Here is a 24,067-nt window from a genome sequence, read left to right as displayed (position 1 = left end):
GGTGGGTTGAGACGGGGTGGGTTGAGACAGGGTGGGTTGAGGTCAGGGTGGCCAGATTTAAACTGACGACCACTTGCGATAGTTGCATTGAGCAAAAGTTCGGCTATTTCGCGTGTTGCGTTTATTTCGTTTATGTCATAAGCTATATGTTGAGAAGGGAGGTTCATGTATGGCCTCACATGTTCTTTCACCCCTAGAGCCAGTCGCACCAAGTGTGCGGGAGCGTGAGCTAGCACAGGTCACGAGCCGCCAACTCGCGAAGCATCTGAAGACCAGGGAGCCGCTGCGTGTACAGGTCCTCGAAGATGATCAACCGGGGGAAGCCGTAGCCATCCCGGCTTCGGCCCTTTACCTCCTGCAGCGCATCTTGGCAGAAATGGCCGAAGGAAACGCCGTGACCCTTATTCCAGTGCATACCGAACTCACGACACAACAGGCGGCGGATCTGCTCAACGTGTCACGTCCCTTTCTGGTGAACCTGCTAGAGAAAGGGGAGATTCCTCACCGCAAAGTAGGAACGCACCGGCGCGTGCGTTTTGAGGACGTAACGGCTTATAAGCACCGCAGCAATGAGAAGCGCCTGGATGCTCTTCGTAAACTGGCAGAGCAGGCACAGGAACTAGATATGGGTTACTAAGCCGTGGCGTCGTTCACCGCGCTCTATGATGCCAACGTGCTCTATCCTGCACCCTTGCGCGATCTCCTGATGCACCTGGCGCTCACCGATCTTTTCCGAGCGAAGTGGAGTGACGCGATTCATGACGAATGGATCCGCAGCGTGCTTCGCAACCGGCCGAACCTTTCGCGTGAGCAGCTCGAGCGCACCCGCACCCTTATGAATGTGCACGTGCGAGACTGCTTGGTCACGGATTTCGAAGACCTGATTCCAGCGCTTATACTCCCCGATCCAGACGATCGACATGTACTTGCTGCAGCCGTCCGAGGTCGCGCCGACGTCATCGTGACCTACAATCTCCGTGACTTTCCAGCAGAGGCCCTGAAGCGGTACGGAATCGAAGCACAACATCCCGATGAGTTCATCATGCACCTCATTGACCTTGACGTGGCCGCTATCTGCGTGGCGGTGAAACGGCAGCGGCTCAACCTCAAACGACCGCCCGTGACTGCCGAGCAGCTCCTTGAAATCTTTGAGCAACAGGAGCTAACGCAAACGGTGGCTCATCTGATAAACTTCAAGACCTTGCTTTAGTCGAAACAGGCTTCTAGACCATTCATAACACGTTCAGTCGGGAGGGAAAGTGTCTTTATGATTCTTATGGCACACAACAAGAGATAAGCGGCTGATTGTCGTTTCAGCCGCTTATCTCCGTTCCTGACAGCTTTTCTTGGTCGGGGTGGCCAGATTTGAACTGACGACCACTTGACCCCCAGTCAAGTGCGCTACCAGGCTGCGCTACACCCCGCCGGGCAGGGCTCCTCTCCGCCACCAATGATCGCGGACGGAAGGACCACGACAGCTAGTGTAACACCAATCCCTGCTCAGGGCAAGCCACCCGGACAGCCCCGGCAAGGTTCGCCGTCCTCGAGCCTCAGGCTCCCTTATCCCGCTGCGCCGCCCGCCGCGCCCTCTCGGCCTGCTGCTCGTCGCTCTCGAGCTTGTGCGTCCTCTCGTCGTAGTGGCCCTGTAGCTCGTCGATCACCGTGCCCGGCCAGAGGTGGACGCCGAGGATATAGGCGGCCCGGCCGATCACGTGCGCCGCCACCGGGACGGTCAGCAGGATGAAAAAGACCGCCGCCAGGGCCCGCACGGTGATGCTCAGGTCCAGGTAGAAGGTCGCCACCGACAAGACGATGAGCCCCGCGCCCAGGGTGCCGGCCTTGGAAGAGGCGTGCATGCGCAACATCAGGTCGGGCATGCGCAAGAGGCCGACGCCGGCCACCAGCAAAAAGGCGCCGCCGATGAGCATGAGCAGGGCGGTGATGAGCTCATTCATGGAGGCTCTTGTCGCGCTCGAGGTAGCGGGCAAAGGCGACCGTCGCCAAAAAGGAGATGAGCGCCAGGGCGATGGCGGCCTCTAAAAAGACGGGCTGCCGCGCGGCTACCGCGAAGAGCGCGATATAGGCTACGGCGATGGCGGTGATGAGCTCCAGGGCGACCACCCGGTCGGGCAGGCTCGGGCCCCGCGCCAAACGGATAAAGGCCAGGACGAAGGCGAGGGTCAGGGTGCCGAAGGTCAGCGCCGTGGCCACCTCGAGCAGACTCACCGCATCACCTCCAAGACCTTGCGCTCGAGGCCGCCCTTGATCTCCTTGCGCACCGCCTCGGCGTTGGTCACGTACATGGCGTGGACGTAGAGCACCCTCTTGTCCGAGGAAACGTCGAGGCTGAGCGTGCCCGGCGTCAGGGTGATCAGGTTGGCGAGCAGGGTGATCTCGGCGTCGGTCTTTACCTCCAAAGGCACCGCCACCACGCCGGGGCGCATGCGAAAGCCGGGCGTTATAACCTCATAGGCCACCTTGAGGCTCGAGACCACCAGCTCCCTGATGAAAAAGAGCAGGAAGCCGGCGGTGATAAAGGGGCGGTGAAAGTACCTCGTTTCGCCGATGAGCGGCCGGGTCACGAAGAGCACCAAAAAGCCCAGGACCGCCCCCACCAAGAGGTTGTAGAGGGTGAACTCGGCGGTCACGGCGGCCCACAACAAGGCTAAACCGAGGTTCCAAACCAGCAGGTTCACGGGCCCACCTCGTTAAGCGCCGGGGTGATCGCTGGGGTGGCCGCCGCAGGGATGGTCGCCGGGGCCGGCCCCAGCACCGCCTCGATATAGCCGGCAGGATTCAGCATGTCCTCGGCGGCGCGCATGCTGAGCTCGAAGACGGGCGCGAAGCCGATGCCCATGGCGACCACCAGGGCGGCCAGGACGGCGATGGGCGCGAGCATCGCGGTCAGGCCGCGGTAGCCTTGGGGCAGCGGCCTCATGCCCTTGGGCAGGGGCTCCCAAAAGGCCTGCGACCAGATCTTGGTCATCGAGAAGAGGGTCAAGACGCCGACGCCGAGCGCGGTCGCCACGATCAGGTAGGCGCCCTGCTCGAGGCCGGCCTGAGCCAGCAGGAGCTTGGCGAAAAAGCCCGAACTGGGCGGCAGCCCGGCCAGGCCCAGCGCGGACACCAAAAAGAGCAGCGACAAGAAGGGATAGGCACGGTAGAGGCCGCCGAGCTTCTTGAGCTCATAGGAGCCGGCCAAGCGCTCGGTCACTCCGCTGATCAGGAACAGGTTGGTCTTGGCGATGATGTTGTGGACCACGTAGAAGACCGCGCCGGCCAGAGCCAGCGGCGTAAACAGCGCCAGGCCCATGATCATGTAGCCGATCTGGCTGACGATATGCACCGAGAGGATGCGGCGAAAGTCGTTTTGCGCGACCGCGCCCAGAACCCCGGTCACCATGGTCAGCCCGCCGATCCACAACAGGGCGGTGTGGGTAAAGGCGAGGTCGCCCGTAAAGATGAGCGTGAAGAGGCGCAGCAGCGCGTAGACGCCCACCTTGGTCAGGAGCCCGGCGAAGAGCGCCGAGACCACCGCCGGTGGGGTGTGGTAGGAGGCCGGCAGCCAGAAAAAGAGCGGGAAGACCGCCGACTTGAGCCCGAGCGCGATGATGAAGAGCATGGCGACGGCCGTCACCAGGCCGGTGTTCGCCACCCCCGGCAGCTTCACGGCGAGGTCGGCCATGTTCAAGGTACCCGTCATGCCGTAGGTGAGCGCGATCGCCGTGAGCAAGAGCAAGGAGGCGAGCAGGTTGATGGTCACGTACTTGACCGCCCCGTCGAGCTGCGCCCTTTCGCCGCCCAGGGCCAAGAGCACGAAGGAGGAGATGAGCAAGACCTCGATCCACACGTAGAAGTTGAAGAGGTCGCCGGTCAGAAAGGCGCCGCAGACGCCGGTCAGGAGCGCGTGGACGAGCGGGTGGAAGCTGTAGCGCTCGCGGCGCTCGTCGATCGAGCCCGAGGCGTAGACGGCGATCGCCGCCGCCATGATGCCGGCCATCACCACCATGATGGCGCTCAGGTGGTCGGCCACCAGGGTGATGCCAAACGGTGCGGGCCAGTCGCCGACCTGAACGGCCAAGATGCCCCCCTGGCTCACCGTCATCAGCAAGAGGACGGAGACGCCGAGCAGGCCAAAGGCGCCCAGCATGCTGAGGCTGCGCTGCACCCGCAGGGAGCCCCAGAAGAGAAAGGTCAGGGCGGCACTCAGCAGCGGAATCAGGATGGGCAGAACCAGCAGCCAGCTCACCCGCTCACCCCCTGCTTGACGGGGTCTTGCGCGACGGAACCCTGCTCGAGCGCCTCTTCAAAGGGCGGCTCGGCCAGGCGCATCTCGTCGGGGTCCACCGTGCCTAATTCCTGGTTGGCGCGGTAGACGAGCACCAGGGTAAAGGCCAGCAGGCCGAAGCCGATGACGATGGCGGTGAGGATCAAGGCCTGCGGCAGCGGATTGGCGAACACCCCCTCGGGCACGTCCATGTCCGCCGGGATAATGGGCGGGTTGGCCCGCGTCAGCCGGCCGGAGGTGAAGAGGGTCAGGTTGACGGCGTTGCTGAGCAGCGCCACGCCGATTATCAGGCGCACCAGATTGCGGCTCAAGATGAGGTAGACCCCGGCGGTGACGAGGCCGCCGATGACGAAGGCGAGCAGCGTCTCCACCCTAGACCTCCTCCTCGAGCGCCAAGATGATGCCCAGGGTCGCGCCGATGACCACCAGGTAGACGCCGACGTCGAAGAGGATCGGCGAGCCCAGGTGAAAGTAGAAGTCGGCGCCAAGGTGCAGGTCGTACCAGACCCCGGTCAGAAAGGGCGCGCCCGCCAAAAGCGCGATCAGGCCGCTCAGGGCGGCCAAGCTGAGCCCGGCGCCCATCAAGGTGCGCGGGTCGAAGCGCAGGGCGCTCCTGACCGCACCGACGCCGTAGGACACCGCGTAGAGGGCAAAGGCGCCCACCGCCATGAGCCCGCCGACGAAGCCGCCGCCGGGCTCGTTGTGGCCGCGAACGAGCAAAAAGAGCGAGAAGACGAACATCAGGGTGACGAGCAGCGTGGTGGTGGTCCGCAAGATGAGCGAGGTCACCGGCGTACCCCCCCGGCCGGCCTCGCGCGGAGCTTGAGCAGCGCGTAGACGCCCACCCCGGCGATCACCAGCACGCCGATCTCGCCCAGGGTGTCGAGGGCCCGGTAGTCGACCAAGATGACGTTGACGATGTTGCGTCCCTGCGCCACCGGCACGCTGTTCTCGGCGAAGTATGCCGAGAGCGTGAAGTCGAAGGGCAGGCGGATGACCGACAGGAGCAGGCTCGTCACCAGCATGCCGCAGGCGAGCGCCACCGCCGCGTCGCGCAGCCGCGACAGCGGCCGCCAGGCGAAGTTGAACTCCCTTAGGGGCACCAAGATGAGCGCGACCAGGATCACCGTGAGCGTCTCGACGAAAAGCTGGGTCATGGCGATGTCGGGCGCCGCGAAGAAGATGAACACCAAGGCGACGCCGAAGCCGACCACCCCGAGCGCGGTGATGGCGGCGAGGCGCGAGTGCGTCAGGACCGCCATCACCGCCCCCGCCAGGATCAGCCCCGCCAAGATCCACTCGAAAAACTGCACGTCGCTCACGTCGAGAAGCGGCTTAAAACCGCCGCGCAGGATGAGCGTGCCGCCGACGAGCGTCACCGTAGCCGTCAAGATGGTGAGAAAGTAGTAGCGCAAGACGCCGCTCTGCAAGATCCTGGTCTGGGTCTTGGCGATCCGGTTGAGGCCGTCCAAGGAGGCCAGGTAGACGCGCTCGGGGCCCCAGCTGAGCACCCGCTCCAGGCTCGAGGTAAAGCGCCGCAGGTGGTCCCAGACCAGGTAGAGCCCCAAACCGATGAGGACCGAGGTGACGCTCAGGGCCAGGGCCGGGTTGAGCCCGTGCCAGAGATAGAGGCTGACCGGCACGGGCTCGCCCAAGACGGCCGCGGCGGCGGGCGTCACCAGGGTTCCTGTAACGAACACCGGCACGAGACCGAGCACGAAGCCGAGCGAGGCCAAGAGCGCCGGCCCCAGGAGCAGGCTGAAGGGCGCCTCGTGGGCGGCCTTGGGCGTGGCGCGCAGCGGGCCGAAAAAGGGCCTGAGCGTGACGATGGCCGCCACCGCCACGAACAGCGCGCCGCCCAGGACCACCGCCGGGGTGAGCACCAGCCGCGCCCACTCGCTCTCCAAGACGGTCTCTAAGACGAGCTCCTTGCCGATAAAGGACAAGACCGGCCCGAAGCCCGCCAGGGACACCGCCGCCAAGACCGCCACGGCGGCCGTTATGGGCATCTTGCGGCGCAGGCCGCCGAGCTCGTCTATCTCGCGGGTGCCGGTCTCGTGATCGACGGCGCCCGCCACCATGAAAAAGGCGCCCTTGTAGAGCGCGTGCGCCAGCAAGAAGACGACCGCCGCCGTGGCCGCGCCCTCCAAGGACGAGCCCAGGAGCAAGACCAGGGTGCCCAGCGCGCTCACCGTCGAATAGGCCAGCAGTTGCTTGAAGTCGGTCTTGGTGATGGCCAGGTAGCCGCCGTAGAGCATGGTGACGGCCCCTACCGGCGTGACGATGGCGATCCAGGCGGCGGTGTCGCCGAGCACCGGAAACATCCGCGCCAAGAGGTAGATGCCCGCCTTGACCATCGTCGCGGAGTGGAGGTAGGCGCTGACCGGCGTGGGCGCCGCCATCGCCCCAGGCAGCCAGAAGTGGAAGGGGAACTGCGCGGACTTGGTAAAGGCGCCGACCAAGACGAGCAGCAAGATGCCCAGGTACATGGGGTGCTCCTGCAGGCCGCCCCCCGCCAGGAGCTCGCTCAGCTCGAAGGTCCCCGCCGCCATGCCCATCAAGATGAGCCCGGCCAAGAGCACCAAGCCGCCGATGCCCGTCACCAGGAGCGCCTGCAAGGCCGATTTGCGCGATGTCTCGTCCTCGTGCTTGAAGCCGATCAGCAGGTAAGAGGTGATCGAGGTCAGCTCCCAGAAGACGAAGAGCGTCAGCAGGTTAGCGGTCAGGACCAGCCCCAGCATCGAGCCCATAAAGGCCAGGATGAACAGGTAGAAGCGCCCGAGGTGGGGATGCCCCCCCAGGTAGCCGCCCGCATAGACCATGATCAGCGTACCGATGCCGGTGATGAGCAGGGCGAAGAGCAGGCTGAGGCCGTCCAGATAAAAGCTCAGGTTGAGGCCGAGCGCGGGCACCCAGGCTAGGGACTCTGTGACCGCCTCGCCCCCCGCCACCCCCGGCAAGAGGCTCAGAAAGTAGGCGAAGAGGCCGAGCGGCAATAAGGCCACCAGCCAGCCCATCGCCCCGCGCAAGAAGCGCGTCAGCCAGGGCGCGAGACCCGCCAGCGCAAAGCAAGATAGAACCGCAACAAGCATAGCCATCACCCTAAAACATATCGTCAATACGGCAGTCTGGACAGCCTTGCCCCTACGGCCAACTCGACTCGAGATTGTCTTTGCGATCTCGTCAAAGTTCGCTGTCAGTCAGCCCTGCTGAGCAGAGCCGAATCTTCAATGCCGGTAAGCTTACCATGACCGCACTATGACCGCAGCATGGCCGCAGCATGGCCGCACTATGGCCGCAGCCTGTCTTCGTTGGTACAGGGCCAAGGTGCCGCCGAACCGGCGCCGCGGCGGCGCCGGTTCGGGGCGGCTATCCGCTGCGGCGCCCGCTCGAGCCCTCCGCCCGCTTCTCGCTCGCGCCAACCTCCGCGCCGAGCTCTCCCCACTCGTCGGCGCTGGCCTCCTCCTTGAAGACGCTCAGGCCGCGCAGGTAAGCGGCGCGGGCAATCATGTAGGCCGACAGCGGCGCGGTCAGAAAGAAAAAGGCGGTGATCAGCAGCATCCGCGTCGTCACGAAGGGGTCCTGCAAGGCCAGTGCCGCGCCGACGAAGACGCCCAGCCCCCCCAGGGTGACGAGTTTGGTCGAGGCGTGCAGGCGGGTGTAGAGGTCGGGAAAGCGCGTCACGCCGATCGCCGCCGCCAGGATAAAAAAGGAGCCGACGAGGATGAGTACGTCGGCGATCACTTTGCTGTTCACGCCGCCCCCCCGTCTTTGAGATTCTGCCGGCTCCCCTGACTATCTTCCAGCGCGCATAGCCTACTGAGGCGGAGCATGTCAAAAGCCATAAGGGACTGTACCAGACTGGCAGAGCCCCTGTTTGGCAGCGCCCTATTGCTCATCTTCACGGCCATGGCAAGGCCTTGGCTTGTATTCCTGGGGCTTGTATTCCTGGACATGAAAAATGAAAGGTAAAGTAGCAACAGCTACTACGACACACCTGCTTGAAGGGACATTGTCATGGATGCTTTCACCGACCGACGCTATCTTCTCACGAGCCAATACAAGGACGGGTCGAACCTCAACGCCCGGATCGAGCTGCATCGCCGCTTCAGCACCAACCCTTACGGCTGGACACACTGGGTCCTCGACCAGCTCGAGCTTCCCTCAGGGAGCCAGGTGCTCGAGCTTGGTTGCGGCCCTGCCACCTTGTGGCGTGACAACCTCGCCCGAATTCCGGGAAGTTGGGAGATCACACTGTCGGACTTCTCGGCAGGCATGCTCGCGGAGGCGCAGGCAAACCTCGGAACACATCGGCAGCGGTTCACCTTTGAAGTCGTCGACGCTCAAGTGATTCCCCGTCGTGATGCACAGTTCGATGCTGTGATCGCGAATCACATGCTTTACCACGTGCCGGATCGGCAGAAGGCTCTCGCTGAAATCCGCCGTGTCCTCAAGCCGAACGGAAAACTCTACGCCGCGACCAACGGCTCGAAACACCTGCTCGAGACCGAAGTGCTGATTCGAAAGCTAAAGCCAGAGCAAAAAAGGATGGCTGAGCCGTTCAACCTCGACAACGGTCAGGAGCAGCTTTCGGCCTGCTTTTCAAACGTCGAGCTGCGCCGCTATAACGATTCCCTACGGGTTACGGAGACGGAGCCGCTCATCGCATACCTGCTTTCCGGCCTCGAGAACCTTAGCGTGGCCGATGAGCGCGTGGCAGCGCTGAGCGCCTATGTAGAGCGGGAGATTGCCGAGAAGGGTGCTGTTCACATCACGAAAGAATCAGGGGTGTTTGTTGCTTCGGCGTAACGGCTTCTCCACACTTTCAGCATAGGCGCTTCGCGCGTTCACCGGTTGCCGCAACCGGTGAACGCGCTAGAAGATGCCTCTTCAGAACCCACTCCAGAGGCGATGATGTACCGGCACAGCAGCGAAGCCACCTGGGTGCAAGCGTAACGCGGACCCTTATAGTGACCGGTTTTCCAACCTTGACGAGTGTTCCAGGTCAGCCGCAAGCCCTGCTCGAGAAGAAGCCGCGCTGTTTGGCGGCACGATAGACTGAACGGGTAAGGAGCTGCTATGGCAGATCGCCAGGAAATCCTACGAACCGTAGCCGATGCCGTTCTCGCGCTACCAACGGCTCATGTCCTTCGGGTAGGGATCGACGGTGTCGATGGCGCAGGAAAAACGGTCTTTGCCGATGAGCTTGCGCGTGTCCTGCAGGGGCCAGATAGAACCGTCATCAGAGCCTCGGTCGATGCGTTCCATCACCCCAAAGCTGTCAGGTACCGGTTAGGCCGGAGTTCACCAGAAGGTTTCTATCGCGACTCGTACGACTACGCCAAGCTCAAGGAAGTGCTGCTCGAACCTTTGAGCCCAAGCGGTAGTGGTCGCTACTGCACGGCCGCATTTGACCACGTGGCGGACGCGCCCGTGGAAGCGCCGGAGGAGCAAAGTGTTTCTGGTTCAATCCTCGTGTTCGACGGCATCTTCCTGCACCGGGCCGAGCTTCGCGAGTATTGGGACTACTCCGTCTTTCTCGAAGTTGGGTTCGGCGTGTCTATACCGAGGGGCGCACAGCGTGGCGTGGGTTCACCCGATCCGAAGGCACTCGAGAACCGCCGCTACGTCGAAGGGCAGAAGTTGTACCTGCGGGAGTGCGATCCGAAACGGTACGCCACGACTGTCATCGACAACAGCGACCTTGCAGCGCCTTTCATCGTCTTGCTGTAGCAGCCGCCTGTGTTGCCATGCGACCATGCCATGCGACCACAAGATGTGCTCATGCTAGAATGGCAAGTTGATGGCACGTCATGATGGCACATGTGCTAATGGCATACGCCGTGATGGCGCGAGGGAGAAAGCATGCGAAACATCACCATCCGCGGGATCGACGAGGCGCTCGACCACGCTCTCAAGAGGGCGGCGGAAGAGGAGTCTAGGAGCGTCAACCAACTCGTGCTCGAGACGCTCAAGGAACGTTTCGGTCTGACCAAAGCGCCGCGGCACGGACGCAGGCACCACGACTTAGACAACCTCTTCGGGCGCTGGGACGATGGCGAGTACGAGCGCGTCCAAAGCGCGGTGGACGAGCAGCGCGACATCGACCCCGAACTTTGGTCGTGAGGCGGGCGCTCTTAGACACCAACATCTACTCGCTTGCCATGCGCGGCGACGAGGCCGCGCTCGACCGCCTGCAACTTCTCGACGAGATCGCATTTACCGTCATCAGCCTCGGCGAGTTGCTCGTGGGCTTTCGCCGCGGCAATCAGGAGAGCAAGAACCGCGCGGAACTCGGCCGTTTTCTCGACGCCCCCAGGGTTCAGCTCCTGGGCATAGACGAGGAGACCGCAGACTTCTACGCCGTGATCGTTGTCGCGCTGAGGCGTGCCGGGACGCCCATCCCCACCAACGACATCTGGATTGCCGCGCTTGCCCAGCGGCACGGCCTGCCGGTCTATACCAAAGATGCCCACTTCGGCAAGGTGCCGGGTCTGGTGCTGGTACCATGATGCCTGAACTAACACCCTGAGACTCGCCGGTGCTCCGGCCAGGGTCGTCGACCTTGTTCCAAACCAAGGGGTTCTCGGCCAGCAGCTGACCCTGTTGTACGACGACCGGCTGCTCGCCGAGTACCGGCAGGTGCTGTCCAGGCCCCGCTTTCCGTTCGCGCCTACCGAGATAAGCGCGCTTCTCGACTTTATCGCGGCCGAGGGGGAACTCGTCATCGCGCCGCCTATCGCCGCCACCTTACCCGGCCAGAGCTGGCCTGACGAGAGCGACCTGCCTTTTCTCGAGGTCGCGCTCGCCGGCCGGGCCGAGATGCTCGTCACGGGCAACGCCCGCCACTTCCTGCCTCGCCACGGCGAGCTCACCGTTCAGCTCGTTGATCCTGCAACCTTCATCCGCTTGTGGTCTCGGCAGGGATAACGCCGCAACGGGCCCAGCGGGCATCATTCCATCACCCGCCCCTTGAGCAGGTAGCGCGACAAGGCTACAGTGCTCAAAAAGCCCAGGATCGACACGATCAAGGCGGCGTCCAAAAAAGCTACAAAGCCCGTCTTGAGCGCGATCACCACGATCATCACCGCGACGCTCACGCCCAAAAAGTCAAAGGCCAGGATGCGGTCGCCCCAGGTCGGGCCCCTCAAGACGCGGTAGAGCGTCAGCCCAATCGCGATGCTCAGGGCGACCAGCGCCACGGTGGCAATCACGACATGAAGCCCAGGATGAGCGACTCCATGCGGCTGACCGCGTCCCTCGCCTCCTGCACATCGAGGATGCCGATGGCGTGGGCGTAGAGCAGGCTCCTGTCGCTAGAGACGCCCATCGCCACGGTGCCGGGCAGGAGCGTGATGACAGCCGACAGCAGCGCGATGGCGCCGTCGCTCCTGACTCTCAGCGGCACGGCGATGACGTGAGGGTGGAAGACCGGTCGGGGTCTTAGGGCCAAGAGCGCGATGAGCACGTTGGCGGTGACGAGCTCCCTGGTAAAGGCGAGGGCGAAGCGCAAAAAGGCTAGGCCGCGCCGGGGCAAGGAGCGCTCGCTCGAGCTCACCAGCGCCAGCAGCAAGAGGCCCAGCAGCGCTCCGAAGAGCAGGTTGTAGAACGTGAAGTTGGCGGCGAGAAAGGCCCAGAGCAGGGCGATCAGGACCACCGCGACGACTTCGGCCATCTAGGGGCCTCCCGGCTCGAGCCCCTCGAGCAGGACCGCCGCGAGGTAGGCCCGGCTGTCGAGAAGCTGCGCCGTCACCCGCTCGGCGAGGGCGAAGACGGGACCGCTGAAGACCGCCAGAAGGACTGTAAGAGCGACCGCCGCGGCCGTCACCGCCACCATGCCCTGCGGCAAGGCGACCCGCGGCGGCGCCCCTTCGCCCCAGAAAAAAGCGCGCCAGGCCTTGATCAGCGCGTAGAGCAAGAAGAGGCCCGCCACCACGGCGGCGGCGGCCACCGCGACCGTCACCGCGCCGCCGCGCGCGAGGGCGGCGCCTATCAGCGCGAACTTGCCGATAAAGCCGCTCGTCGGCGGCAGCCCGGCGATGGCCAGCGCCAGGAACAAAAAGGCGCCGGCTAGCCAGGGGGAGCGCTCGAGCACGCCGCCCAGGCGGTAATCGCGCCCGCCCAGCTGCTCGGCCAGCGCCGCCACTAGAAAGATGGCGAAGATGACCAAGACCGAGTGAATCATATAGTAGACGGCCGCCGCCAGGGACGCCGGCGTGCCGACAAAGAGGCCCATCAGGATGTAGCCGATCGAGGCGATGTTGGCAAAGGCCAGCGCGTGCCGCCACCTCCCCTGCGCGACGGCGCCGAGGCCGCCAAAGAGCATGTTGACGCCCGCGAAGGCAAGAAGCCCGGCTTGCAGGTCCGCCTCGGCGGCGAAGAGCAAGGTGAAGGCCCGCACCAGCGCGTAGGCGCCCACTTTGGTCAAGACCGCCCCGAAAAAGGCGGTGATCACCGCGGGCGGCGTCGGGTAGGCGTAGGCCAGCCAGAAGCCGAAGGGAAAGAGCGCCGCCTTGGTGGCGAAGACGAGCGCCAAGAGCAGGGCCACCACCGTCACCCGGCCGTCCGGGCCGTGTCCCGCCAAGAGGCGCGCCATGTCGGCCAGGTTGAGCGTACCCAGCAGGCCGTAGGCCAGTCCCGCCGCCAAGACGAAGACCGTCGAGACCGTCAGGTTGATGACCACGTACTTGAAGCCCTCGCGCAGCTGCGGCAGCTCGCCGCCGATGAGCAGGAGCCCATAGGAGGCGATCAGCATCACCTCGAAGGCGACGAAGAGGTTGAAGAGGTCGCCCGAGAGAAAGGACATGTTGACGCCCATGAAGAGAAACTGCAACAGCGCTTGGACGCCGAAGCGCTCGCGGGTGCGGTTCAAGGCGGGCGACAGCCCCGCCTGCGGCGCCACCCGCAGGCTCGGTCCGGCGAAGAGCACCGTCAAGAGAGCGGTCACGCTAGAGAGCAGCAGCATCACGCCGCTGAGGCCGTCGGCTACCAGGGTGATGCCGTAGGGCGCGGGCCAGCCGCCCATCTGCACGGCCAAGACCTCGCCCGCGAAGACCCGCGCGGCAATTGCCACGCTCGCCAGGAGTGTCAGTGAGGAGGCCAAGGCCCCGACCATCAGGCGCCCCCCAGGGCCGCGGACGAGCAGCAGGAGCGTTCCGAAGAGCAGCGGCAAGAGGACCGGCAGGGTGATCAGGTTGGCGCCCAGGCTCACCGGGGCACCTCGTCGGCCTCAGCGTCGCTCTCAGCCTCGAGCGCCGCCTCGGGCCCCCTCTCGGGTGAGGTGCTTGGGTGCTCGGGGTCGGCTAAGAGCGCGGGCGGCCCGGTGGGGTCGGGGGTCTCGGCCAGGTCCTGGACGTGGTCGGTGCCGGCTGCCTGGTAGGCGCGCATGGCCAGGACCAAGAGCAGCGCGGTGGTGGCGAAGCCGATGACGATGGCGGTGAGGATCAAGGCCTGGGGCAAGGGGTCGCGGTAGGGGCCCTGCACGTTCAGCAGCGGCGGCGCCCCGGTCTCCATGCCGCCCGTCAGGAAGAGGCTCAGGTTGACGCCGTAGGCGAACACCGACAGGCCGATGATGAGCCTTATCATCGCCCTCGAGAGCATCAGGAAGATCCCGGTCGCCACCAGCAGCGAGGCGAGCAGCGGCAGCAGGAGTTCCACTAGGGCTTCCTCCGCCCCAGCGGCTCACGGTGGACAGGCACCCCTTTAGTGTCCTCGGCCAGGACGTCGATGATGGTCAGGGTCGCGCCCACCACCACCAACAGGACGCCCAAATCGAAGAGCACCGCCGTCGCCCACTCGAACTCGCCGATGAGCGGCCAGCTGAGGTAACCGTAGGCGCTCTTCAAGAAAGCCTCGCCCAGGACCATCGGCACCACCCCGGTCGCCAAGGCCAAGAGCAGCCCCCAGGGGATGAGCGACCGGGGCGGGATGTTGAGCAGCCGCTCGCGCAGGGCCATGCGGTAGAGCAGCGCCGCCACCGCCACGATCAGTCCGGCGATAAAGCCGCCGCCCGGCGCGTTGTGGCCGCGCAGGAAAAAGTGGCTGCCGAGCGCGATGAGCCCGTAGACGATGGGCCGGGCTAAGACGCTGAAGAAGACCTCGGGGCGCGCGCTCACGGGCGCTCGTCTCGCGGCGTCTTGGCGCGCAGCTTCAAGAGGCCGTAGATGACCACGCCGACGACCGCCAGCACGGCTATTTCACCCATGGTGTCGTAGCCGCGAAAGTCCACCAAGATGACGTTGACGACGTTGTTCCCGCCGCCCAACGTGTAGGCGTGCTCCAAAAAGTAGTCCTTGATGCGCGGCGCCAGGGGCGTCTGCACCGCCGTCAGGCCGGTAAAGACGGTGAGGCCGGCTGCTCCGGCGAGCAGAAGATCGAAGACCATCGCCCGGCTGGGTCGCCGGTAACGCTTTAAGACCGGCAGGTAGCGGAAGACCGACAAAAAGAGCAGGATCGACACGGTCTCGATGAGCAGCTGCGTGAGCGCCAGGTCGGGCGCGCCCAAGAGGACGAAGGCGACGGTGAGCCCGAAGCCGCCCAGGCCCATGAAGATGAGCGCGCTCAGGCGCGTGCGGGCCAGGAGCACGCCCGCCACCCCGGCCACGATCAGCGCCGCCACCACCCAGAACTCGAGCGCCACGGGGCTCAGCTCGCGGGGCAAAAAGGCCCAGCCGTAGGCCGCTCCGGCCAGGGCCAGCGGCAAGAAGATGAGCCTGAGGTGCGCGGCGAAGCTCGCGCCCTGGGTGAGGGCGGTGAAGGCGGTGGCGAAGCGGTCGAGGCCGCCCACGACCGCGTAAAAGACGGTGTTGGCGTTCCAGGCGGGCGTCAGGGCCGCCTGCAGGCGCAAAAAGACGGGCAGCGTGAGATAGAGCGCGAGGCCGAGCCCCCAGGTGAGGACCGAGAGCAGGAGCGCTGTGTTGACGCCGTGCCAGAGCGTGAGGTGATAGGGCGTGTAAAGAAGCGCCGGAGCGGCCAGGTCGGTGAACCACTCCGCGGCGCGCGGGTAGACGCCGAAGAGGACGGTCGCGCCGCTGAGCGGCAACAGCGGCCACCACAAGCCGGGCGGCGCCTCGTGGGTTTTGGGGTTGGGCGAGGCGTAGGGGCCGACGAAAATCCGCAGCAGGCGCAGGGTGTAGGCGAAGGTCATCACGCTGCCCAAGACCGCGACCGCGATCGGCAGGGTGCCCAGGTGAAGCATCTCCTCGTAGAAGAGCTCCTTGGAGATGAAGCCGCCCAGGGGCGGCAGCGGCGCCATCGACAGCGCGGCGGGCAGGGCCAGGGCAAAGGTGATGGGCAGTTTGCGGGCGAGCCCCGACAGCTTGGTGATGTCGCGGGTCTTGGTCTCGTGGTCGACGATGCCGACGACCAAAAAGAGCGCCGCCTTGAAGGCCGCGTGGTTGAGCAGATGCGCGGTCGCCGCGAAGGGCGCGCCCGCGCCGTAGAGGCAGGTCAGCAGGCCGAGCTGCGAGACCGTCGAATAGGCCAGGAGCGCCTTTAGGTCGGTCTGCCTGAGCGCCAGGTAGGAGCCCCAGACCATCGTCGCCAGGCCGACCCAGAGGATGAGGTCGGCCAAGGCGGTGCCGACGAAGAGAAAGCCGAACTTGGCCAAGAGGACCACGCCCGCCTTGACCATCGTCGCCGAGTGAAGGTAGGCGCTTACGGGCGTAGGCGCCTCCATCGCGGTGGGCAGCCACAGGTGAAAGGGCAGCTGCGCCGACTTGGTAAAGACCGCCAGGAGGAAAAAGGCCAGCGCGGGCGTGAAGTAGGAGCTCCCCCGCAAGGCGTCCGCGTCGAGGCCGGAGAGGTAGAGACTGCCCCCGCCCAGACTCATCAGGATCACGCTGACTAAGAGCGCCAGCCCGCCCGAGGCGGTGACGAGCAGGGCCTTGGTGGCGCCGTCTTGCGAGGCGGGGCGCTGGTGCCAGAAGCCGATGAGCAAAAAGGAGGTGATCGAGGTGAGCTCCCAGAAGGCGAAGAGCGCGATCAGGTTGTCCGCCAGGACGAGCCCGAGCATGGCCCCGCCAAAGAGGAGCAGGTAAGCGTAGAAGCGGCCGTGCTTTTCTCTCTCGCCGAGGTAAGCCGAGGCGTAGGCCAGGACGAGCACGCCGATGCCCGCCACCAGCGCGGCGAAGAGGAGCGAGAAGCCGTCCGCCCTGAGACCGATGTCGAGTCCGAGGCCCGGCACCCAGGCCAGGCTCGCCGCCACCGGACTCTCCTCCCTGGCGGCGGGCGCCAGCGTCAAGAGCGCCAAGCCGGGCGCGAAGGCCAAGGCCAAGAGGAGGCCCGCCCTGGCCTTTAGCGCCCGACCGGCGAGCGGCGCGAGGGCGGCGGCGACGAGCGGGGTGAAGACGGCGAGGTGAAGAAGACTCGTCATGAAGCCGTCGTCATGAAGCCGTCGTCATGACGCCGTCGTCATGGCAGCTGGTAGAACGTCATCCTCCGCACGCCGTCCTCATTCGACGAAGCGGGCGGCGAGCTCGATGGTCCGCTGGTAACGCGGCAAGTCGAAGGCGTTGGGGAGGCGGTAGCCGTTCACGAAGACGGTCGGCGTTCCTCGCAGGTCCAAGACCTCGCCGGCCACTCGGGTGGCCGCATTCACCTCGGCCGCGAAGTCGCGGTTGTCGAGACATGCCTGGACCCCCTCCACATTGAGGCCCAGGTCCTCGGCCAGGCGTACGAAGTAGGGATTGGGGTCGCCGAGCCCGCCCCAGGCCTGAAGGCGCTCGAAGAGCGCGTCGTGGTAGTCCCAGAAGGCCTCGGGGTCGTTGGCGGCGGTCACGCACTCGGCCGCCTCGGCGGCGGGCTGGGCGTTGGGGTGAATGCTGGTCAGGGGAAAGTGGTGGTACTCGAAGCGCACGTCGCCTCGCGCCAGGAGCTGGTCCTTGAGGTCCGGCAGGGTCTCGAGCGCGTAGCGCGCGCAAAACGGGCACTGGAAGTCGCTGAACTCGCGGATGACGACGGCCGCGTCCTCGGGGCCGAGCGCGTGACGGGCGGGCGGAAAGAGCGCCTCGGGAACCTCGCTGAGCATGAGGCCGAAGTCCAGCTCGTAGGGCGCTTCGTCGCCGCTGACCTCGAGCTCCAGGGTGTACTCCTCGACGCCGAGCGCCTGCCTGCCCTGTCCTGCGAGCTCGCCCGCCTGCTCGCGCAAAAACTGCGCCACGGGCTCGGCGATGCCCTCGCCGTAAGCGGTGGCCTTGCCGATCAGCGCCGCGGCGAAGTCGATGCCTGCCTCGTCCATCCTTCCCGCGCCGTCCACGCGGTAGAGCAGGCCGCCGCGCTCTTCCAAGCTGAAGCCGAAGCCTGCCGCCTCGTAGCTGCCGTCAGGGTTTTGGCTGACCCCGTAGGCCGCCAAGCCCTCGAGCAGCACGCCGGGTTCAGCGCCGATGGCCGCCGCGGCCAACCCCGTCAACAACCCCGTCAACAACGCGGCCGCCACCAGCAGGCCGCGACCCATCCTTCGCCAAGCAGTCTTCACGGTCTCTCCTCCGTCTTCCAGTCTATACCCTGCCCGCCGCCCCGCGCCCGGACTCGAGAAGGACGTAACGAGCGGTCATAAGCCCATCGACCTGCCGCCCCCGCGCGCCCGGACTCGAGCCTTCGGTCATCCGCACGTCGCTCCCCTCGCGGCCCGCCCGCTATGCTTGGGCAATGCTTCAGCACCTCACGCCCAGGGCCCTGGTCCTGCTCCTTGTCTTTGTCCCCGTCTTTGTCCCCCTCGCCGGGGCCCGCACCCTGCCTCCCTCACTTCCCGCCTCGCTTCCCACCGAGGTCGCCAGCCATCTCGACGCCTTTGTCCTCGAGCGGATGGCGGCCTGGGCCACGCCGGGCCTGTCGCTGGTCGTCGTCTTGGAGGGCGAGGTCGTCTTGAGCCGCGGCTACGGCGTCGCCGACCTCGTGACCGGCGAGCCGATGAGCGAAGACACGCTGGTCATGCTCGGCTCGACCACCAAGGCGATGACGGCCCTGGCGGTGATGCAGCTCGCCGAGGCGGGCAAGCTCGAGCTGGACGCGCCGGTGACGCGCTACCTGCCCTGGTTTGGCGTCGCTGACCCCCGCGGCGCGGACATCACCCTGCGCCACCTCCTCTCGCACTCCTCGGGTTTTCCCTGGGGCACCCTCTTTACCGGCCGCGAGCAGCAAGAGGAGCTCGCGGCCTACGTGCGCTCGCTCGCTGGCGTACGCCTCGAGGCCGCGCCAGGCGAGCGCTACGGCTACTCCAACGACACCTTCACCATCCTCGGCCTGATCGTCCAGGAGGTGGCGGGGGTGCCTTATGAGAGCTATATGCAGGACAACGTCTTCGGCCCCCTGGGGATGACCCGCACCACCTTCGACATGGCCCTGGCCGAGCGTCGCGGCCTGGCCGCGGGCCACCGCAACGAGTACGGCGCCGCCGCCCCCTACAGCCTCCCCTACACCGACAGCGAAAACCCCGCCGGCAAGCTGATGACGAGCAGCAGCGACCTGGGCAATTACCTCATCATGCTGCTCGGCGGCGGGGTTTTTAGAGGAACCCGGGTCCTCTCCGAGCGTTCGCTGGCCGAGATGTGGACGCCGGTGGTGCCGGCGGATGACGGGCTGTCCTACGGCCTGGCCTGGTACCTCGGCGACTTCGGCGACTTCGGGGCGACGGGCTTCGTGACGCATCCCGGCAGCACGGGAACGAGCGGCTCGAGGTTCACGCTGGTGCCGGGGGCGGGTCTGGGCGTCGGCGTCATCAGCAACGTCTCGAGGCCCAGCGATCCGCGCGAGGAGATCACCTGGAGTATCACCCTGGCGACCCTCCTCTTCGGTGACGCCCCTTTCGAGGCCCCGCCCACGCCGGAGCCCGTGCCCCTGATGATCGATCCGGCGGTGCGGGCGGCGCTCGTCGGCGAGTACGGTTCGGCCGCCGGACCGGTGCGCATCTTCGAAGAGGGCGACCGGCTCCTGGGCTCGGTCGCCGGTTACGACTTTGCGCTCGAGCCCATGAGCGACAGCCTCTTTGTCCTGCGCAGCGACGCCGAGCGGCTCGACGGCCTTACGCTCGAGTTCCTGCCCGCCAACCCGCGCGCGCAAGACTGGCTGGCGGGGGACGACCGCTTGGCGCTGATGGGGCAGTGGTTCGCCTTCAGGAGCGAGTAGCTCTTGCTGGGGTTGAAGAGGCAGCTCGGAGGAAGAACCCAGGAAGAACGGTCATACCCAGAGCCCCGTAAGAACAATAAGAACACCTCTTTTACGACAAGTTCTTTTTGGCGGAACGCGTGCGCCTCGTAGACGAATGGGTCATACGGCTTGGCGATGAGGGCGTACGGACGGTTCTGGCCCTCTAGCACGAGCAACAAGAAACCGCAGCAGGTTTGCCTGCTGCGGTTTCTTGTGTGCGCGCTTAGCCGTGGCTGATGCTGATCTTTCTCGCGCGCGCTTCCGCGACCTTGGGCATGGTCAGGACCAAGAGGCCGTCGTTGACCCTCGCCTCGATCTTGTCGGCCTCGACCGCCGAGGGCAGGGTGACGCCGCGGCTAAACTGACCGCGCGGGATGCTCTGCAGCCAGTAGCGGCGTTGTCCGCCGTTTTGCCCTTCGCCGCTGCTGTCGCCGTGGTCGGGCAGGTTGCCGCGGATGCTCAGCTGGCAGCCTTCGATGCTGATGTCGAGGTCATCGATCCTGACGCCGGGCACCGCCATCTCGAGGACGAGATCGCCTTCGGTCTCATAGATGTCGACCGGGTAGCTGGTGCTGGCGCCGACTTGACCCAGCATGGGCGAGGCCGTCTGGCTCATGAGCCGCTCAACGTCACCGAAGAGGTCGCCGAAGTTGCCGAGATCCCAGCCTTGCATGGGGCTAGGTACCGAACGATTGCGCCGAACAAGTGCCATCTTGAAACCTCCTTGAGTGATGTTTCCGGCCGAAGGCTTACCTCCGGCCTTACAGCTGCCATTATAAAATATGAGTCCTCTCCTGTCAATATAGGTGACTGCTCGTGCTAAGGCTGCTGGTGCATGCAGAGCGGCACCGAACGGGTCAAGGTCTCCTTGACTGTCCGCTGGACATCCTCTCGCGCGGCGGGATCTGAACTCAGGGGCAAACCCTGCTTTTGTGTCGGCAGGCTGCTATCAGGCTGCTATCAGGCTGCTAGGTCGTCTCGAGTTCCGTCAGGACCTCGCGCAGGTGCCTCGCGCTCTCGCGCACCTCCGCCGCGCCGCCCAGGATCTCGAGGCAGGCCGTGCCTCCAAAGTCGCGCAGGAAGGGTGCGTAGCGGCGGTAGTCGATGCTGCCCCTGGTGGTCGGCCAGTGCCGGTCGGCCGCGCCGTCGTTGTTGTGCAGGTGCAAGTGGATGATGCTCTTGCCAAGGGTCTCGATATAGCGCTCTATCAGGTCCTCGCCGCGCCTTTCCTCGGGGCGCCAGGGCTGGCGCGACTCGACGGAGGCGTGGCCGAAGTCGAGGCAGTTGCCAAAACCCGCTCGCTCCGTCAGCGCCTGGAGGGCCTCGGGCTCGCGGACGAGGTCGTTGGCCTCGAGCGCCAGGTTCTCGAGCGCCACCGGCACCGCCGGGTTCGCCAGCTCGTTCAAAGAAGCATGAACCGCGCTCTGGGCGATCTCGTCGGCCAGCGGATGGCGGTAGTAGTGGCGGCCGCTGTGGAGGACCGCGCAAGAAGCGCCTATCTCGGCGGCGTAGTCGAGGCCGCGCTGGCTGCGCGCCACCGAGGTGGCGCGGGCGGCGGGGACGAGCGAAGCCAGGTTGAGATCGATATAGGAGAGGTGGACGGTGGTGCCGACGCCGGTGGCGCGCGAGAGCTCCCTCACCCGCTTGACGGTTTGCAGGTGGGAGGCGATCTCCCGCAGGTCGAAGCCGAGCTCGACGAAGTCGAGCGCGATCTCGTCGGCGAGCCGAAAGGCCTCGTCCAGGTCCAGGATAAAGGCCGTTGCGGGCGAGAAGCCGAGCTTCATGCGGGCCTCACCGCGGGCAGCCTCACTCTAGGGCCCGGCGCTGCGCCTCGTCGAGCGCCTCCTGGGCGGGCACCCCACCCTTGAGCGCGCGCTCGAGCGCCTCCTCCAGATATTGCCGCCACAGGTTGAACTCGGGGTTGGTGGAGCGGGGAACGGCGTGCTCGAGCTGCGTTAGGGCGGCGCGGCGGTTGGGATCCTCGGCGTACCAGGGCTCCAGGAGCGGCAAGGCCGAGCGGCGCACCGGGATGTAGAAGGAGGCCTCGACCCAGGTTTGCAGGTTCTCGGGCGCCATCAGAAACTCCCAGAAGGCGAAGGCGCCGCGCTTTTCCCCTTCGGGCGCGGCGCGCATGACCACGAGCTGCGCGCCGCCCAGGGGCACCGACAGGTCGCCGCCCGTGGGAATGGGCGCCGCCGCGATGTCGAAGGCCACCGCGTAGCGCTGGGCGTCGGGCCAGTTGGCGATCGAAGCGAAGATCATCATGCCCCTGGTGCGCACCATGTCGAGCAGCGCGAAGGTCACCTCGGAGAGGCTGCGGGGAATGGCCTGGCGCCGCTCGACCAGACCCTGGACCATGGCCAGGGCCGCGACGGCCTCGGGCGAATTGAGGTTGGGCCGACCGTCCTCGGTGACGAGCCGGCCGCCCCTGGTGTTGACCATCGCCTCGAAGGTCCAGGACTCGGCCACGGCGACGAAGCCCTGGGTCTGGCGGGTGGTCATGCGCGCCGCGGCCGTCTCGAACTCCGCCCAGGTGCTGGGCGCGCTGACGCCGCGCTGGCGAAAGGCCGTGGCGTTATAGAAGAGCACCGGCGTCGACGAGTTCCAGGGCAGGCCGTAGCGCGCGCCGCCGACCTCGCCGTAGGCCCAGAGGCCGGGGAAGAAGTCCGTGACCATCTCGTCGGGCAGTTCCGCCACCCAGCCGGAGAGGTCTTCCAGGGCACCATCGGCCGCGAGCCTGGGAAAAAAGGCTATCTCCGCCTGGTAGAGCGCCGGCACGCTGCCGCTGCTCGCCGCCGCTAAGATGCGCGGCTGCGCCTCGGCGTAGGAGCCGACGTAGCGCGGCACCACCCGGTACTCCGCCTGCGCGGCGTTAAAGGCGTCGGCCAGGGCCTGCACCGTCTCTTCACCCGACTGCATTGAATGCCAGAACTCGAGGCCGACCTGTCCCTGGGCTACCAGCGCCAGGCTCAGGAGCGCTGTCATCACTGCACCTTTCATCACTGCACCTTTCATCACTGCACCTTTCATCGTTCTCCTTTATCGTGATCCGTCGCGAGCGACCCACCCGCCACGCGCCGCCTGAAAGTCTATAAAAGTCTAGTTGTGCGCTGTCATCGCAGTATTATCGCAGCATTATAGCCCACGCCGCTGCCTTGGGCCGCTACCTGAACGAGCTTTCGAAAACCGCGACGATGCGCTTTTCAAAAATGATATAGAGAATGAAAATCGGCAGGGTGGTGACGAAGGCCGCCGCGCCCAACAGCCCCCAGTCGAGCGGGCGGTTGCGCAGGAGTTCGGTCAAGAAGACCTGCACCGTCCACAGCTCGCGGTCGCCCGCCATCACCCGTGGGTAGAGCACCAGGTTCCAGTGGGCGGCAAAGGCGAGGACGGCGGTGGCGGCGAGTTCGGGGCGCAAGAGCGGCGCGACGATGCGGGCCACGATGGTCAGCTCGCCCGCGCCGTCTAGCCGCGCCGCCTCGACGAGCTCCCAGGGCAGGCGCTTGAGCGACTGGGAGAGCAAGAAGATGACCAGCGGGCTGGCCAGAAAGGGCAGGACGAGCACCCAGAGCGTATCCAACAGGCCGAGCGCCTGGAGTTGGCGGTAGAGGGGCACGAGCAGGAGCTCGAGCGGCAAGACCAGGACGAAGAGCACCAGGCCGAGGAGGGGAAAACCCGAGCGGATGGCGTAGGCGGCGCCGAGGCCGAAGACGAGCTGGCCCAAGACGGTGAGCCCGGTCGCCACGAGCGACACGCCCATCGCCCGCCAGATGCCCGTGCCCGCCAAGTCGGCGAAGTTGGCGAGGCTAAAGCCCGTCGGCCTGAGGCTGGCGAAGAACACCGCCTCGGGCGGCAGGAAGGCGGCGTAGAGCAGCCACAGGAGCGGCAGGGCCACGAACAGGCAGAAGACGGCGGTGAGCAGGCGGCTGAAGAGCATCACAGGACCCTCATCACAGGGCCTCGCCCGCCCGGCCCGCCAGCCGCGCCTGAATGAGCACCACGGCGAGGGTGAGCAGCAAGATGGCGATGGTCAGGGCCGCGCCGTAGCCGAGCTGAAAGCGCTCGAAGGCGGTCTCATAGAGGTAGTAGCCGAGCACCCGGGTGCTGCCGAAGGGCCCGCCCCGGGTGAGCAGGAAGACGGCGGTGTAGGACTGGATCGAGAAGATGGTGCCGAGCACGGTGAGAAAGAGCAGCGTGGGTTTTAGGAGGGGCGCGACGATGAGCCGCCGCACCTGCGCCTCGCTGGCGCCGTCCACCCGGGCGGCCTCCTTGACCGCCTCGGGGATGCCCTTCAAGGCGGCCGACACCACCAGGACGCCGTAGCCGGTGTAGAGCCAGAGGGTAAACAGCACCACGTAGACGAGCGCCGCCCAGGGCTCGCTGCTCCAGGGCAGGGCCAGGCCGGTGAGCTCGCGCAGCAGGCCGTAGTCGGGGTTGTAGAGGAGGTACCAGGCGACCGCCGAGCCGCCTATGGTGGTGAGGCCCGGCAAAAAGAGCAACGCCTTGATGAAGCGCTCGAGGCGCAAGCCTTGGATGGCCGTGGCGATGGTGTAGGAGAGGCCGACAAAGAGCGGCAGGGTCAGCGCGGCAAAGACCAGGGTGACACGGAACGATTCCCAAAGCGCGCGGTCTCCA

At 65.8% G+C, this 24,067-nt stretch carries 28 protein-coding genes and 1 tRNA gene; 8 read left to right on the top strand and 21 right to left on the bottom strand.

The features are described 5' to 3' along the window. The first annotated feature begins 169 nt into the window (after positions 1–169). Both M3498_04980 and M3498_04975 read left to right on the top strand, forming a co-directional pair. Positions 170–637, top strand: a complete 468-nt coding sequence (locus M3498_04980; protein ID MDQ3458651.1) for a helix-turn-helix domain-containing protein — start codon at positions 170–172, stop codon at positions 635–637. A 3-nt stretch (positions 638–640) separates the two neighbouring features. Beyond that, positions 641–1,210 (top strand): PIN domain-containing protein, encoded by a 570-nt coding sequence (locus tag M3498_04975; GenBank protein ID MDQ3458650.1) that lies wholly within the window; start codon positions 641–643, stop codon positions 1,208–1,210. 137 nt (positions 1,211–1,347) lie between these two features. On the opposite strand, the gene M3498_04970 is transcribed toward M3498_04975, so the two are convergent. The 9 genes from M3498_04970 to mnhG (M3498_04930) all read right to left on the bottom strand — a co-directional run bounded on the left by M3498_04970 (position 1,348) and on the right by mnhG (M3498_04930) (position 8,044). Further along, a tRNA-Pro gene (locus M3498_04970) sits at positions 1,348–1,424 on the bottom strand. A 126-nt stretch (positions 1,425–1,550) separates the two neighbouring features. Continuing rightward, positions 1,551–1,955: a monovalent cation/H(+) antiporter subunit G gene (mnhG, locus tag M3498_04965; protein MDQ3458649.1), complete on the bottom strand. Its 405-nt coding sequence runs from the start codon at positions 1,953–1,955 to the stop codon at positions 1,551–1,553. Next, positions 1,948–2,226: a cation:proton antiporter gene (locus tag M3498_04960; protein ID MDQ3458648.1), complete on the bottom strand. Its 279-nt coding sequence runs from the start codon at positions 2,224–2,226 to the stop codon at positions 1,948–1,950. Before M3498_04960 ends, mnhG (M3498_04965) begins: the two co-directional genes overlap by 8 nt. Then, positions 2,223–2,696: a Na+/H+ antiporter subunit E gene (locus tag M3498_04955; GenBank protein ID MDQ3458647.1), complete on the bottom strand. Its 474-nt coding sequence runs from the start codon at positions 2,694–2,696 to the stop codon at positions 2,223–2,225. Before M3498_04955 ends, M3498_04960 begins: the two co-directional genes overlap by 4 nt. Continuing rightward, entirely contained in the window at positions 2,693–4,249 is a 1,557-nt protein-coding gene (locus tag M3498_04950) for a Na+/H+ antiporter subunit D (protein MDQ3458646.1), read from the bottom strand. The genes M3498_04955 and M3498_04950 overlap by 4 nt, the downstream gene beginning before the upstream one ends. Then, a complete protein-coding gene (locus tag M3498_04945) occupies positions 4,246–4,659 on the bottom strand; it encodes a Na+/H+ antiporter subunit C (protein ID MDQ3458645.1) in 414 nt (137 codons plus the stop codon). Before M3498_04945 ends, M3498_04950 begins: the two co-directional genes overlap by 4 nt. A gap of 1 nt (position 4,660) precedes the next feature. Then, complete coding sequence (locus tag M3498_04940; protein ID MDQ3458644.1) at positions 4,661–5,077, bottom strand: Na+/H+ antiporter subunit B; 417 nt, start codon at positions 5,075–5,077, stop codon at positions 4,661–4,663. Continuing rightward, on the bottom strand, positions 5,074–7,380 hold the full coding sequence (locus M3498_04935) for a putative monovalent cation/H+ antiporter subunit A (GenBank protein MDQ3458643.1): 2,307 nt from the start codon (positions 7,378–7,380) through the stop codon (positions 5,074–5,076). Before M3498_04935 ends, M3498_04940 begins: the two co-directional genes overlap by 4 nt. 277 nt (positions 7,381–7,657) lie before the next feature. Beyond that, positions 7,658–8,044 carry a monovalent cation/H(+) antiporter subunit G gene (mnhG, locus tag M3498_04930; GenBank protein ID MDQ3458642.1) on the bottom strand — a complete coding sequence of 129 codons (387 nt, stop codon included), beginning with the start codon at positions 8,042–8,044 and terminating at the stop codon, positions 7,658–7,660. Between the two features lie 261 nt (positions 8,045–8,305). Between mnhG (M3498_04930) and M3498_04925 the strand changes: the two genes are divergently transcribed. The 5 genes from M3498_04925 to M3498_04905 all read left to right on the top strand — a co-directional run bounded on the left by M3498_04925 (position 8,306) and on the right by M3498_04905 (position 11,218). After that, entirely contained in the window at positions 8,306–9,097 is a 792-nt protein-coding gene (locus M3498_04925; GenBank protein ID MDQ3458641.1) for a class I SAM-dependent methyltransferase, read from the top strand. A gap of 270 nt (positions 9,098–9,367) precedes the next feature. Further along, positions 9,368–10,021 carry a uridine kinase gene (locus M3498_04920; protein ID MDQ3458640.1) on the top strand — a complete coding sequence of 218 codons (654 nt, stop codon included), beginning with the start codon at positions 9,368–9,370 and terminating at the stop codon, positions 10,019–10,021. Between the two features lie 132 nt (positions 10,022–10,153). Next, complete coding sequence (locus tag M3498_04915) at positions 10,154–10,414, top strand: antitoxin (GenBank protein ID MDQ3458639.1); 261 nt, start codon at positions 10,154–10,156, stop codon at positions 10,412–10,414. Next, positions 10,411–10,800 carry a type II toxin-antitoxin system VapC family toxin gene (locus tag M3498_04910; protein MDQ3458638.1) on the top strand — a complete coding sequence of 130 codons (390 nt, stop codon included), beginning with the start codon at positions 10,411–10,413 and terminating at the stop codon, positions 10,798–10,800. Before M3498_04915 ends, M3498_04910 begins: the two co-directional genes overlap by 4 nt. 94 nt (positions 10,801–10,894) lie before the next feature. Then, positions 10,895–11,218 (top strand): PIN domain-containing protein, encoded by a 324-nt coding sequence (locus M3498_04905; GenBank protein ID MDQ3458637.1) that lies wholly within the window; start codon positions 10,895–10,897, stop codon positions 11,216–11,218. A 23-nt stretch (positions 11,219–11,241) separates the two neighbouring features. Here M3498_04905 and M3498_04900 read toward each other — a convergent pair whose 3' ends face one another. The 7 genes from M3498_04900 to M3498_04870 form a co-directional block, all read right to left on the bottom strand. Further along, a complete protein-coding gene (locus M3498_04900; protein ID MDQ3458636.1) occupies positions 11,242–11,502 on the bottom strand; it encodes a monovalent cation/H+ antiporter complex subunit F in 261 nt (86 codons plus the stop codon). Then, entirely contained in the window at positions 11,499–11,963 is a 465-nt protein-coding gene (locus M3498_04895) for a Na+/H+ antiporter subunit E (GenBank protein ID MDQ3458635.1), read from the bottom strand. The genes M3498_04900 and M3498_04895 overlap by 4 nt, the downstream gene beginning before the upstream one ends. Then, positions 11,964–13,499 carry a hypothetical protein gene (locus M3498_04890; GenBank protein MDQ3458634.1) on the bottom strand — a complete coding sequence of 512 codons (1,536 nt, stop codon included), beginning with the start codon at positions 13,497–13,499 and terminating at the stop codon, positions 11,964–11,966. After that, on the bottom strand, positions 13,496–13,945 hold the full coding sequence (locus M3498_04885) for a Na+/H+ antiporter subunit C (protein ID MDQ3458633.1): 450 nt from the start codon (positions 13,943–13,945) through the stop codon (positions 13,496–13,498). The genes M3498_04890 and M3498_04885 overlap by 4 nt, the downstream gene beginning before the upstream one ends. Continuing rightward, the gene (locus M3498_04880) at positions 13,945–14,403 is read right to left on the bottom strand and encodes a cation transporter (protein MDQ3458632.1); all 459 of its coding nucleotides are present in this window, start codon (positions 14,401–14,403) and stop codon (positions 13,945–13,947) included. Before M3498_04880 ends, M3498_04885 begins: the two co-directional genes overlap by 1 nt. After that, positions 14,400–16,661: a DUF4040 domain-containing protein gene (locus M3498_04875; GenBank protein MDQ3458631.1), complete on the bottom strand. Its 2,262-nt coding sequence runs from the start codon at positions 16,659–16,661 to the stop codon at positions 14,400–14,402. The genes M3498_04880 and M3498_04875 overlap by 4 nt, the downstream gene beginning before the upstream one ends. Before the next feature lie 78 nt (positions 16,662–16,739). Then, on the bottom strand, positions 16,740–17,762 hold the full coding sequence (locus M3498_04870; GenBank protein ID MDQ3458630.1) for a DsbA family protein: 1,023 nt from the start codon (positions 17,760–17,762) through the stop codon (positions 16,740–16,742). Between the two features lie 173 nt (positions 17,763–17,935). Here M3498_04870 and M3498_04865 point away from each other — a divergent pair, with 173 nt between their 5' ends. Further along, positions 17,936–19,411 (top strand): beta-lactamase family protein, encoded by a 1,476-nt coding sequence (locus M3498_04865; GenBank protein ID MDQ3458629.1) that lies wholly within the window; start codon positions 17,936–17,938, stop codon positions 19,409–19,411. A 244-nt stretch (positions 19,412–19,655) separates the two neighbouring features. On the opposite strand, the gene M3498_04860 is transcribed toward M3498_04865, so the two are convergent. From M3498_04860 to M3498_04840, 5 genes are all read right to left on the bottom strand, one after another. Continuing rightward, the gene (locus tag M3498_04860; protein ID MDQ3458628.1) at positions 19,656–20,144 is read right to left on the bottom strand and encodes an Hsp20/alpha crystallin family protein; all 489 of its coding nucleotides are present in this window, start codon (positions 20,142–20,144) and stop codon (positions 19,656–19,658) included. Positions 20,145–20,400: 256 nt separating this feature from the next. Further along, positions 20,401–21,216: a sugar phosphate isomerase/epimerase gene (locus tag M3498_04855; protein ID MDQ3458627.1), complete on the bottom strand. Its 816-nt coding sequence runs from the start codon at positions 21,214–21,216 to the stop codon at positions 20,401–20,403. A 22-nt stretch (positions 21,217–21,238) separates the two neighbouring features. Then, positions 21,239–22,417: an ABC transporter substrate-binding protein gene (locus M3498_04850; GenBank protein MDQ3458626.1), complete on the bottom strand. Its 1,179-nt coding sequence runs from the start codon at positions 22,415–22,417 to the stop codon at positions 21,239–21,241. Between the two features lie 178 nt (positions 22,418–22,595). Further along, positions 22,596–23,369: a carbohydrate ABC transporter permease gene (locus tag M3498_04845; GenBank protein ID MDQ3458625.1), complete on the bottom strand. Its 774-nt coding sequence runs from the start codon at positions 23,367–23,369 to the stop codon at positions 22,596–22,598. 13 nt (positions 23,370–23,382) lie between these two features. Continuing rightward, on the bottom strand, positions 23,383–24,067 hold a 685-nt coding region (locus M3498_04840; GenBank protein ID MDQ3458624.1), incomplete at its 5' end, for a sugar ABC transporter permease.

The sequence above is a fragment of the Deinococcota bacterium genome (assembly GCA_030858465.1).
In the GTDB taxonomy this organism is placed as follows: Bacteria; Deinococcota; Deinococci; order Deinococcales; family Trueperaceae; genus JALZLY01.
This window is presented reverse-complemented; position numbering and strand designations above follow the sequence as displayed.